This window comes from Niameybacter sp. (genome assembly GCF_036655075.1).
In the GTDB taxonomy this organism is placed as follows: Bacteria; Bacillota; Clostridia; order Lachnospirales; family Cellulosilyticaceae; genus Holtiella.
This window is the reverse complement of sequence record NZ_JAVVQU010000028.1, coordinates 1-12,660: the sequence shown is the minus strand read 5'-3', so window position 1 is coordinate 12,660 and position 12,660 is coordinate 1. Positions and strand designations below refer to the sequence as shown.

Annotated in this window: 8 protein-coding genes; 6 read left to right on the top strand and 2 right to left on the bottom strand. The window is 36.3% G+C overall.

The features are described 5' to 3' along the window. Positions 1 to 20 precede the first annotated feature (20 nt). Together RRY75_RS09020 and RRY75_RS09015 are read left to right on the top strand one after the other, a co-directional pair. Positions 21 to 1,730, top strand: a complete 1,710-nt coding sequence (locus tag RRY75_RS09020) for a DUF2264 domain-containing protein (protein ID WP_332716443.1) — start codon at positions 21 to 23, stop codon at positions 1,728 to 1,730. A gap of 135 nt (positions 1,731 to 1,865) precedes the next feature. Beyond that, positions 1,866 to 4,100, top strand: coding sequence for a glycoside hydrolase family 95 protein (locus RRY75_RS09015; protein ID WP_332527205.1), 2,235 nt, complete (start codon positions 1,866 to 1,868; stop codon positions 4,098 to 4,100). A gap of 129 nt (positions 4,101 to 4,229) precedes the next feature. On the opposite strand, the gene RRY75_RS09010 is transcribed toward RRY75_RS09015, so the two are convergent. Beyond that, positions 4,230 to 5,564, bottom strand: a complete 1,335-nt coding sequence (locus RRY75_RS09010; protein WP_332491964.1) for a PHP domain-containing protein — start codon at positions 5,562 to 5,564, stop codon at positions 4,230 to 4,232. 220 nt (positions 5,565 to 5,784) lie between these two features. Continuing rightward, positions 5,785 to 7,524, bottom strand: coding sequence for an ABC-F family ATP-binding cassette domain-containing protein (locus tag RRY75_RS09005; protein WP_332716439.1), 1,740 nt, complete (start codon positions 7,522 to 7,524; stop codon positions 5,785 to 5,787). 237 nt (positions 7,525 to 7,761) lie between these two features. On the opposite strand from RRY75_RS09005, the gene RRY75_RS09000 reads away from it, so the two are divergent. From RRY75_RS09000 to RRY75_RS08985, 4 genes are all read left to right on the top strand, one after another. Next, positions 7,762 to 10,164 carry a phytoene desaturase family protein gene (locus RRY75_RS09000; RefSeq protein WP_332527208.1) on the top strand — a complete coding sequence of 801 codons (2,403 nt, stop codon included), beginning with the start codon at positions 7,762 to 7,764 and terminating at the stop codon, positions 10,162 to 10,164. Positions 10,165 to 10,175: 11 nt separating this feature from the next. Continuing rightward, positions 10,176 to 10,622 (top strand): LytTR family DNA-binding domain-containing protein, encoded by a 447-nt coding sequence (locus RRY75_RS08995; RefSeq protein ID WP_332491970.1) that lies wholly within the window; start codon positions 10,176 to 10,178, stop codon positions 10,620 to 10,622. Continuing rightward, complete coding sequence (locus tag RRY75_RS08990; protein ID WP_332491972.1) at positions 10,619 to 11,050, top strand: hypothetical protein; 432 nt, start codon at positions 10,619 to 10,621, stop codon at positions 11,048 to 11,050. The genes RRY75_RS08995 and RRY75_RS08990 overlap by 4 nt, the downstream gene beginning before the upstream one ends. A 208-nt stretch (positions 11,051 to 11,258) precedes the next feature. Then, positions 11,259 to 12,578: a PepSY domain-containing protein gene (locus RRY75_RS08985; RefSeq protein WP_332491974.1), complete on the top strand. Its 1,320-nt coding sequence runs from the start codon at positions 11,259 to 11,261 to the stop codon at positions 12,576 to 12,578. Positions 12,579 to 12,660: the final 82 nt, after the last annotated feature.

Here is a 12,660-nt window from a genome sequence, read left to right as displayed (position 1 = left end):
GAAAGAGCAGGTAAAGGGATATGAATACGCTTAAATTTAATACCAAACAGGATTATCAAGAATCGGTACTCGCATTATGTGAGCCTTTAAAAAAATATTTCTTTCAAGGCAAAGCAGGATTGAAAATTGGAGTAACAGAAGCACATTATGACCAAAGAACAATAGCACTTGAGACATTCTCTAGACCTTTATGGGGATTAGTGCCTTTCTTTGCAGGTGGAGGAAAAAGTGATTTTGATGCTTTCTATCAAGAAGGGCTTAAAAATGGACCTAATGAAGTGCATAAAGAATATTGGGGAAAGGGATCAACCTGTCATCAATCTTTCGTAGAGATGGCTGCGATAGGACTTGGACTTCTCTTAGCGCCAGAGAAATTCTGGACACCTTTAAAAGCAGAAGAACAAAAAAATCTTAATATATGGTTATTACAAATTAATGAGCATGTTATTCCGTCAAATAACTGGTTATTCTTTAGAGTCTTTGTCAATATTGGCTTAAGAAGTGTAGGTGCCGAATATAGCGAAGAAGCCATCAATGAATCCTTAGAAACAGTAGAAAAGTTCTACTTAGGTGAGGGATGGTACTCAGACGGTAAATCTAGTCAACGTGATTATTATGTAGCTTTTGCAATGCATTTTTATAGCTTAGTTTATGCAAAAAAGATGAAAGATATAGACCCTGCAAGATGTGAAACCTATAAAGAACGCGCAAAACTTTTTGCACAAGATTTTATTTACTGGTTTGTAGAAGGTGGAGAATCTCTTCCTTATGGACGTTCTTTAACTTACAGATTTGCACAATGTGCTTTCTGGAGTGCATTAGCCTTTGCAGATGTAGAGGTATTCTCATGGGGTGTTATGAAAGGTATTGTGAATAGACATTTTAGAAGTTGGTTTAGTAGACCGATTTTAGATGCTGAAGGTAAACTCACTATTGGTTATGGCTACCCTAATATTCAAATGACAGAAGGATACAATAGTTCAGGGTCCCCTTACTGGTCATTCAAGAGCTTCCTTGTGCTAGCGCTTGATGATCACCATCCTTTCTGGCTTGCAGAGGAAGAGCCACTACCAACATTAGATGAGATTCGTGTGCAAAAACATGCTATGTTGATGATTCAACGCATTTCTCCTAATCACGCAGTAGCACTTGCTTCAGGTCAATATGCAGGTTGGGAGCCTTTACATACAGCTGAAAAATATTCAAAATTTGCTTATTCTACATACTTTGGATTCAATGTACCAAGATCCTACTACTCATTAAGTCAAGCAGCACCTGATAATATGCTTACCTTCATGCATAACCATATGTGTTTTGTACGTAGAAAATGTGAAGTGGTAGTGATTGGGGAAAAGAGTATTTATTCCAAATGGTCTCCATTAGAAGGGATTGTAGTAGAAACTGTGCTAGAACCTTGTGGAAAAGGTCATATTCGTAAGCACACGATACATTCAGAAATTGAATGTGAAGCATTTGAAGCAGGATTTGCAATTCCTGTACTGGGCACAAGTCCAATGACTAGAACTTGTGAAGGTGCAAGTGTACGACTAGAACATGGTGAAGCTTATACAAGTATTACCCTTCGCAAAGGTGAAGGGGTAGCAGAAAGTATGCAATGTGAGACAAGTTGCAACATTATTCATCCTAAAGTAAGCTTACCCTTTATCAAATTAACTATTCCGAAAGGGATAACAGAAATTGAGTGTTATGTAGAAGGAGATAGAATATAAGAATCTTAATGGCTGTTGTAAGACGAGGAGTCGTTTGCAGCAGCCACTTATAGTTTTTATACGAAAAATTAGAATAAAATAATTAGAATAAAAAGATGAAGAAGGGTTGGCAAGGTGCCGATAAGAGGAGCCAAAATGAAACGGTTATTAAAAATGGATAGACCAGCAAGAGAGTGGGAAGAAGCCTATCCGATAGGAAATGGAAGATTAGGTGCTATGATTATGGGTGGGGCCAAGTCCGAACAAGTTTTCCTAAACGAAGATACATTATGGTATGGTGGAGATAGAGATTGTCATAATCCAGATACACCTATATTTCTAGATGAGATTCGAGCATTGCTTTTCAACGGAGAGATTAGTAAGGCAACCAAACTTGCAAAAATGGCAATGACTTCTACACCTAAATATATGAATCCTTATCAACCTTTAGGACATCTGAGTATATCATTTGAAGGGCTTGCTGGAGAGATTGAAAGTTATAAAAGAGAACTTAACCTAGATGAGGCAATGAGTCAGGTAAGTTATAGTCATCAGGGGACTCACTATACAAGAGAATACTTAGTCAGCTACCCAGACCAAGTTATAGCCATGCAGTTTAAGGCAGAGGGAGAAGGCAAACTTACTTTCGCTTTAAATATGAACCGCAGGCCGTTTGATGTTAAAAGTGGTAAATATAGTGAAGATACATTATGTGTACAAGGTCAAAGCGGACCCGAGGGTGTACATTTTATGGCCTTAATCGGAGGCAAAGTACAAGGGGGAAGTATAAAGACTATCGGAGACTTTGTATATGTTGAAGAAGCACAAGAGGTAGAAATCTATGTCAGTGTGGGAACATCTTTTAGAGGTGAAGACTATAAGGAACAGGCAATAGAAGCCTATGAACAAGCAAAAAATAAAGGGTTTGAGCGTGTTAAAGCAAATCATATAGAAGACTATCAAAAAATTTATAACAAAAATCAATTGACGTTGAGTGAAATGCAAGAGACTCCTATTACGCAGCAACTTATGGATGAGTGTAAAGAAGGCAAAAGAGAAGAAGCGGCGGCGTTAGCAGAACTTTTCTATGCCTATGGCAAATATTTAATTATTGCTTCTTCTAGAGAAGGTGCACTACCTGCTAACTTGCAAGGGCTTTGGAGTCAAAGTTTCATGCCGGCTTGGGAGTGTAACTATACCATTAACATTAATTTGCAAATGAACTATTGGTTGACTTGTGCAGGCAATTTAATAGAATGTCAACAACCTCTTATAGACTTTATTAAAAGACTTTGTGAAAGAGGAAAAGAGACGGCAAGAAGATTGTATGGATGTGAAGGGGCAGTTGCCCATCATACAAGTAATATGTGGGCACAGACAACACCAGGAGGTATTTTTGCAGCCGCACCTTTTTGGCCCATGGGATTAGCGTGGCTTAGTCTGCATCTTTGTGACCATTACCACTATACTCAAGATGAGCAGTTCTTAAAAGAAGTATGTTTGCCTATATTAGAAGAGGTAGGGAAATTCTATAAAGGGTATTTGGTTAAATCACCAGAAGGGTACTTGGTTACAGGTCCATCTTTATCACCAGAAAACAGCTATAAGGCGGAGTCAGGAGAAGTAGGTGCGCTGTGTATGGGACCATCTATGGATGCTCAAATTATTAGACAGGTTATGACTGAATATATTAATTTAAGTCAGAGTATAGGTGTTGATAGTGATGAAATTGAGTCATTCAAGAAAATTCTTGGACAGTTGCCAGCTATACGCGTGGGGAAACATGGACAGCTTATGGAATGGTACAAAGACTACGAAGAAGCAGAGCCAGGACACAGACATATGTCACACCTTTTTGCACTACACCCAGCCAATCAAATTACAAAAGAAGAAACACCAGAGCTGTTTGAAGCTGCAAAAGTAACCTTGAAAAGGAGGTTAGAACATGGTGGTGGACATACTGGATGGAGTATGGCATGGATGATTAATTTCTATGCCAGATTGTTGCAACCAGAGGATGCTTATAACAAATTACTGACGCTTATGACAAAACAGGCTAAGTGTAATCTTTTTACAGTACATCCACCATTCCAAATTGATGGCAATTTGGGCGGATGCTCCGGCATTGCAGAAATGCTTATTCAGTCTCATGAGGAGATGATACGCATTTTGCCAGCACTACCACAAGCGTGGCAAAAAGGAAGTGCAAAAGGATTCCTTGCAAGAGGTGGGATTGAAGTGAGCTTCCAATGGGCATCTAGCCAAGTACAACAAATAAGCCTTATAGCTAAAAAGAATACTACTTGTACAGTTCTTTTACCAGACGGAGAAAAGCTAGAGATTGAGCTTGAAGGAAATAGAAGAAAAATAATTGATTTTAATCAAGTATAAAAAGGTAGAACATAAATAAGATTAGCCCAAGATTGTACACATTTATAGTCAGTGACAAACTTGGGCCAATTTTATTTGGATTTTTTCTTAATCAAAGGTAAGATAAGAGAAGTATGTGAACACAAGAGCTTACTTTATTTGAGCAAAATACTTAAGGTAAAGACGTTCAGTTTGTCCTTTTAGTGCATTTAAACGAGCATGGGCTTCATCACATCCATTGGCATACATGCGCATTAAGCGACCTTCTTCATAACACATTTCATTATGTAAAGGAAGGTATTCTTCTTGAAGGAAGAGTGAATATTGAACTAAACGATAAGGACCATGAATATGGAAGTCTTGTCCAACATAATGGTCGATAGCCACGCTATAAAGATTTTTTACTGCACAGATGATAGCATCTCTACTATTTTGTGTTGCAAAGACCATGGTACGTTCTTCAGTGAAGTATTGCTGAGGTGCCAGGGCATTTCCATGTTGTGGATTGACAGTACCATGAGAGTCACTGCTACCAACAATAGGAATTTGAGCGCCTCCTGCTTGGAGGTGATGATAAAGTGCAATTTGGGTCATATTCTCATGCCAAGACTGTCCGCCAATTAATTCAAAGGCATCTGCTAAACCGTTCTTAAGATAGAAGGAAGTAAAAGAATCTGAAAGATTGCGCACATCTGAAAGCCAGTGAGGGTGTGCTAGAATACACATGCCATTAGCCTCGCGAACTTTAGAGATGGCCCATAGGCAAGATGCATGAATAAAAGGATCTACATCTTCAGGAACTTCTGTAAGTGTTGCTTGTAGAGCCGCAATCTCGCCATACCATTTGGCTGTACCTTGACGGTCCCAAAGATTGTCAAAATTGATGTGGTCGCGGAATAAATCATTGACGCTAGAATCAGAACCAAAGTTAACAAGATGTACTTCGTTTCCAGGGGTATGAATTTCTTCTCCTGGGTAGAGTTTGTAGTCTAAATCAAGTGATTTATAAGTATTAATGGCTTTAAGAGAAGGCTCGTATTGAAGGTGATCTGTAATGGAGATAAAATCAAAGCCATGTTGACGATACATAGCGGCAACGACTTCAGGACTTTCCTTACCGTCAGAGCAGAATGTGTGTACGTGGAAATCTCCAACAAGTGGTTTGCGGGAAAATAAATCTTCTTCTAGTGCATAGACCGATAATTTGGCGATATAGCCTTGTTGCTTAGAACTGCTAATACGAATTGAGTATTCTTGTTCTTTTAAAAAGGTATGTGTAAGGATTAATGCACCGTTTTCTGGTTGGAGTGTACAGGAGAAAATAGGAGGTGTAGCCTTATTAATAGGATGGATATGTACCTCATATGATTCTTCAGATTGGAAAGGTTTTTGTAAGGCACGAATGGTAAGTGTGACTGCTTGCCCTATAGGGAGCACCTTTGGATAAATATCATAAAAATAAAGTTCGTTTTTAATCTTGAGCACTGTTATGGCCTCCTAATGATAAATTGGCAGAATTTTAAAAATCCTACAATTTCCCCCTAGTTTAGCATGAAGGGAATAGGCTGTCAATAAAGATTTTGAACTACAATGAATTATTTAAATAAGTATTTATAAATCTTGTTTTTAGGAAATATTAAACGTGAAAAAAGCTAAATCTCAGGTAGTCTAGATGTAAAGGACTACAAAGATTTAGCTTTTTAATTTAAAGTAATTTGATGAGTTCTTCTAATTCTTCGGATAAAATTTTTGCAAGTGTAAAGTCTGTATCTTTTAGAGCAAGTTCTATTCTAGTTTCTAAAGTTTTTTTCTTTTGCTCGATTTCTAAATAGTCTTTGTCAAAATGATTTGCATAAATCATCTTCCTAAATTTACGCATACTCACTTTTCTAACGGTCTTATCATCAATGATTAAAGCGTAATCCATACAGTTAACGATGGAATAGAAATCATGAGAAATCATAAGAATAGCGCCGTTGTAGTTTTCAATGGCTTTTTCAAGTGCAATTTGTGAGTAGGTATCAAGATGACTTGTTGGTTCATCAAGAAGTAAGAAGTCTGTAGGATGTGCACCAAGTTTTGCTAACTGAAGGATGTTTTTTTCACCTCCAGATAAATCACCAATTTTGTGATTCATCATTTCTTCTCCAAAACCATAGTTTAAGAGGTAAGTTCTAATCTCTTGAGGTGTTTCAAATCCAGCATTTAAAAATTCTTCTACTATAGTATGAGTCTCACCAAGGACTTCGCCTTGAAGTTGAGATAAAAAGTCCACTTTAACTTCTGGATTGATTTCAATTGCTTGATGGTTATTTTTAAAGATTGCACGAAGGAGTGTAGTCTTTCCACAGCCATTTGGTCCAATAAGAGCTACTTTATCGGTGGCATTAATCTCAAAGGTTACATGTTCTAAAAGGGTTTCTTCAAAGGCCGCACTATAGTCAGTAACTTTTAAAACAGTAGTTTCCAAGTCTTCATTTTCTGTAACAAAGTTGATTTGAGGTTGTTTAATCTCTACAAATGGAGCCTTGATTCTACGGGCTTCTAATCTTTCTTGAATTTTAACACGGGCATTTAATGCTTTTCCGCGAGAAGCTTCAGCATAGGCAGTTGCGGCAGCTCTTAATTTATTGATTAAGGCTTCATTTCTCTCTATTTCTAGGGTGTCAGCAACAGCCAGTTCTTGCAACTCAATTTTAGTTTCAAGTAAGGAGAAGTTGTAATCAATATATCTGCCATCAAATTCTTGAAGTTCTGTGTTTTCAAGATGGAGAATTTTGTTGAAGCAATGGTTGAGGAGATATCTGTTATGAGTAATAACAAGAATCGTACCTTTATGGGCATTGATAAGGTTTTTCAGGGCATTTAAGTTTTCGAAGTCTAAGAATACATCAGGCTCGTCCATAATCATAAGGTCTGGACCTGTGAGCATTTCCTTAATAACTTGAACAAGTTTAAACTCTCCGCCACTAAGCTTTGAAACCATAAGATCTTCATGTTTATTTAGGTTTGCTAGATTTAACTTTTTAGTAATGTTACTTTCAAAGTCATCTCCACCAATAGCACTAAATGCATCTAAGGTTTCTTGATATTTTTCAAGTAAAGCTTCAAGGTCTGAAGCAGTTTCCATTTCTGTACAAATAGCGGTGATTTCATTTTGAAGCTTAATAAATGTTTCACCAATGTATTCAAAAACAGTAAGTTCGTTAGTGTCATCTAATTGAGAGAATTGGCTGACATAGCCCATTCTACAATGAGGTGCTATTTCTAAGTCACCATCAAACATATAGTTTTCAGGATCTCTAATAATATCGATAAGTGTACTTTTTCCACTACCACTTGTGCCTATAAATGCACAATGTTGGCCTTCTTCTAATGTAAATGAAATGTTATTGTATAAGTCCTTTTCTGGAAATGAATAGGATAAGTTATCAACTTTAATCATAGTGTTACCTCGCTTTATCATTAAAAAAGAGCTTATAAAAACAAGTTCTTTTGTTATGTTTACCGTTGGTAGCATAACACTTTTTACGACTAATTTCAATCATTTCATACTAAAGGGCCGTATAGAAAGTTTTGTAACTTACCCACTTAAAAAGACATTTCACAGGGAGAAGTCTTGATAAGGAATCTGCTTTGCTTATAATAGGAGATAACAAGACGAAATAAGAGGGGGAACGTGATGAACTATGATGTGGTTATTATTGGTGGAGGACTAGCGGGCCTAGCAGCAGGGCTAAAACTCACGAATGATGGGAAAAAAGTAGTCATTTTAGAAAAGCACCATATGGCAGGTGGCTATGCGACAAATTTTAAAAGAAAAGATAAAGAAGGACATTTTTATACATTTGATACGGCGCTTCATGGAATTGGAGGAATGAGAGAGGGAAATGCTTTTAATCTTTATTTAGAAGAACTTGGCATACTCAGTAAGATTAAACTCTTGGAAAAGCCAGAAACTGCAACGGTACGCACATTAGAGGGAGAAGAAAATGATATTCCCTCAAACTTTGAAGATTATAAAAAGTACTTAACTCAAAGATATCCAAGTGAAAAGGAAAATATAAAAAGATTATTTAGCTTTTTAATGGATGTGAAAGAAGATATGGTGGAAGTCTATAAATCTTCTACAAGGATGCCCAAATACAATACTTATCTTGAGTCAATTACCTTATATGACTTTTTAAAGACATATACACAACATGAAGAGTTGATAGAAGCCTTTTCATTTTTATGGCTCTACTATGGCCTACCACCCCAAAAGTTAAACGCACTTTATTATATTTTGCCGTGGATTTCTTACCATATAGGTGGAACGTATTATATAGAAGGTGGAGCAGGGAAACTGTCAGACACATTTAAAGAAATGATAGAAGCAAAAGGCTCTAAAGTTCAATGCTCATCTGAAGTGGTAAAGATTGAGACTTCTGGGCAGGAGATTGTATCGGTAACAACTAAAAAGGGTGAGACCTTTTATGCCAATCAATTTATTATAGCGTGTGACCCCACTCCTATCTTTGAAATGATAGAGGAACAGACGCAAGAGGTAAGGCTATACAAAGAAAGACTGGAAAGTTTAGAAAAAGGGATTAGTTTGACTCAGCTGTACATTGGCCTAGATTGTGCATCTCGTGAACTAGGGATGAGCAAGGGGGATTATTTTATAGAAGTGACAAAGCATGAGGAAACCTATAAAGCCATTAAAAGTGGAGATTATGAGCAAATGAGTTTTGGAATCACATGCTATGATACATTAGATCCTAAGTTGAATGGTGCAGGACAAGGTGTGGTTGCCATTATAGTAGGTGACACTATAGATAATTGGCCAGCGTATAAAAGTGAAGCTTACCAAGCTAGAAAGTTAGAGGTCACTAAGAAACTCATTGAAAAGGCAGAACGTATCTTCCCTCATTTAAGTCAACATATTAAAGTCATGGAACTTGGAACCCCCTGTACGATGAAAAGATATACCAATAACTCACAAGGGGCAGTCTATGGTTGGGAACAAAGTGTAGGACAAGGCGGCTTTAAGCGAGTAAGTTTTAAAACGCCACTTCACAACGCACTACTTGCAGGCGCCTGGTCAAATCCAGGTGGGGGATTTGAAGGGGCTATTGTATCAGGGGTAATGTGTGCACAGAGGATGCTAAGAACAAGTACGATACCAAAAGTAGAACAAACACATACAGTGACCGAACCACCTATGGCGTTACCTATATTTATGGCAGGTATGGCAGCTAATGTAGATCGTAAAAAGGCTAAGGATGCTCACATTGTCTATGCCTTTCAATTTGATAACGCCGGGAGTTATTATTTGCAAGTCAAAAAAGGGAAGGGGAAGTTACTCAAAGAGGCACCAAGCCAAATAGATGTAGTCATCCATACCTCCTATCTGATATGGTATCAAATTGCTTTTGAGGGAAGAAGTGGCGCAGCTGCATTATTTGACGGAGAGATAAGGGTAGAGGGGGATGTAGAGAGCTTTATGAAAATTCAAGAGCTCTTTGACACCCAAAGCTTGTCTGGCAAAGAGGAAACGGAAGAAAAGAGCAAGATGAATACGATTATATGGGTAAACTTAGCCTTACTTCCATGGATTATTTATTGGATCGTAGGTGCTTATGTACAGCCTTTAAGCTTGACGTTGTTGACGACTCTTTATATAGTAGCCTTTATAAGTTGGGTTAAGCCAAGAAAGCATAAGGAGCTTACGTCATTAGAAGGATTAGCATTAGTTACCTTCATGCTATATGGTGTGCTGAGTATAGGAGATACTCATATTTATCAGCAGGTGGCACCTTATCTAGTAGATGGATTTTTAATAGCAGGCTTTTTAATAAGTATACTTATGCAAAAGCCTATGACAATGAGTTATTCCAAGATAGAGTACAACAAGGAAATGGTGAAAACAAAATTATTCCTGAATATTAATAAGACACTAAGCAGTATATGGGTTATTGTGTTTACGCTCCAATTCATAACAAAAGACTTGTTACCGTCACCTATGGAAAACATAGCGTATGTTTTTATAATAATAGGTTTAGTTCTATCTTACATCTATCCTAAAAAGATATTGCAACAATAAGGAGAAGTATTTTGAAAGTTACTATTGAAGAAGTAGAAGATTTAAAGGAAACGGAAATAAGTATTAGGTGTAAGCATATCACGCCTGAACTTTTGAATTTTATCAATGATTTAGCGTGTCATAATCAAAAGATTGTGGGAGTAGATCAGCAAGAAAGTTTCTTGATTGAGCCTAATGACATCTATTATATAGAAAGTGTAGATGATAAGGTCTTTGCTTATACAAAGGATAGGGTGTATCTACTCAGCTTTAAGTTATATGAACTAGAGAAAAAGTTATCAGCGACTTATTTTTTTAGAGCATCTAAATCAGTTATAGTAAACCTAGCACATATCGTATCACTAAAAACCCTTTTTAATGGACGTATGCAAGTCACTATGAAAAGTGGGGATTACGTGATTATTACAAGGTCCTATGTAGGGGAATTTAAGGAAAAGTTAGGAGTTCATAAAAAATGAGTTTTATAAAATATTTTTGTACACTTTTTAATGCGATGTTTACGATTATAATGATAACATTTGCACTCTTTAAGGTAGGACTTCAATCAGATCCAAGTTTAGTTCAAAGTTGTTTTCAAAGTATGGGACTAGCAGCTATCTTTGCAAGTGTGATTGCAGGAGTAGATTATTTGAGTAATAAGATGGTAGGCATCAATAATAAATGGTTATTAGGGGGGCAATATGTAGTGCTCTTAGGCATTATAGTTTGTTGGGCAGCACATTTTGCTTGGGGAGACTGGTCCAATAAGTCCTATGTACTTATCTTTGTAATTAGTTTTTCAATCATCTATGTACTCGTCTGTTTGTTATTGGATACACGTTATAAAAAGCAAGATAAGGATTTGACAAAGCTACTACATTCCTATCAGAAAAAAATTAAGCTATAAATAAGCATAGATAACTATTCAAAAATTAACAAGCCCACTTAAGTCTGCTTTTGTTTTAGAATTATAGCATACTTAAAAGGACTTGTTTTTGATTTTCAATTTATAATTATTACTTTTTAAAATAAAAAAGATAAAAAGGTCCCCAAATAAAAAAAGAGATCTGTATAGTGTAGTGTAAATAAAATAAAACGATACAAGGAGATTAAAAATGAAACTTACAAAACTATTTGTTATATTGACTGCATTAAGTGCTATTACAGTGACAACTTTTGCTGCATCTATACCAACATTTATGACTCAAAAGGAAGCGACACAACTTGTTTTACAAATGATGCCTCGCGGAAGTGAACACATTTCAACAAGTTATGATGAAGATGACAAAGAGTATGAGGTTAAAATACATAATGGAGGAACAAAGGAAAAATTTGAAGTGATTGTAGATGCCGTATCAAAAACAGTTGAAGAGTTAGATAGCGAGACGTATTTAGGGTTTGATGCAAAAGCTAAAAATAGAGTTAAGAAAAATGAAAAATATAAACCTAAGTTTACAAAAGACCAAGTAATTGCACTTGTGAAGCAAACTTATTCAGGGGCAGTAGTTGAGCAAGTTGAGCTTGAAAAAGATAATGGATACTGGATTTATGAAGTAGAATTTAAGTCAGAAGCAGTAGAAGGTTCATTAGAAATAGACCCAGAAACAGGTAGAACACTTGAAAGAGATTTAAAATTTAGAGGGTTACAACAAAATGATAGACCAACAACTCTTCCAAGTGATGAAATTGTGGAAGGCATTGTAACAGAGAATGAAGCGATTCAAAAGGTTTATAATAAGCTTCCCAAAGGGTCAACACTTGTAAATAGTAAAAGAGTTATTGATGATCAAAAAGTAAAATACGAGATGACATTTGTTTATAAAACTTACCACATCGAAATTACAGTTGATGGAAGTAATGGATTAATAGACGAAGCAGAAATATTAAATACAAAAGAAGTAGATAAAAATGCGCCAAATCGCTATGAAAATGGAAGATACGTAGCAAAGTATTCACCTGCACAAATTAAAGCACTTGTATTAAAACAATTTCCAGGAAGTCAAGTAACAGAAATTGAAATGGGGCTTTCACGTCAGTTATGGGTATATGATGTGGATGTAACACTAAAAAATGGTACGGTAGACCTTTTAGTATGTCCAGAAACAGGTGCATTGCTCGCAATGGATTTAGATATGGATGATATAGAAACTCCAGTAAAACCAGAAGTTCCAGTGAAACCAGAAGTAGGCAATAAACTACTTACAAAAGAACAAATCAAAACATTGGTGATGAAACTTGTACCAACAGGAAAGATTGTAGAAATTGAGTTAGACGAAGATGATAATAGATGGGTATATGAAGTAGAAGTTATAGATTCTAAATATGAATATAGTATTGAACTAGATGGCAAAACAGGTAAAACTTTAGAGTTTGAAAAAGACCAACTGGATGATGACAATGATAGTGATGACGATGATGAGAGAGATGATGATTAATAGATAAGAAATAATAAAAGAGGTGGACACTTTAATAGGTGTCTACCTCTTTTTGCGTTAAGATGGGTATAAATGTAGAATG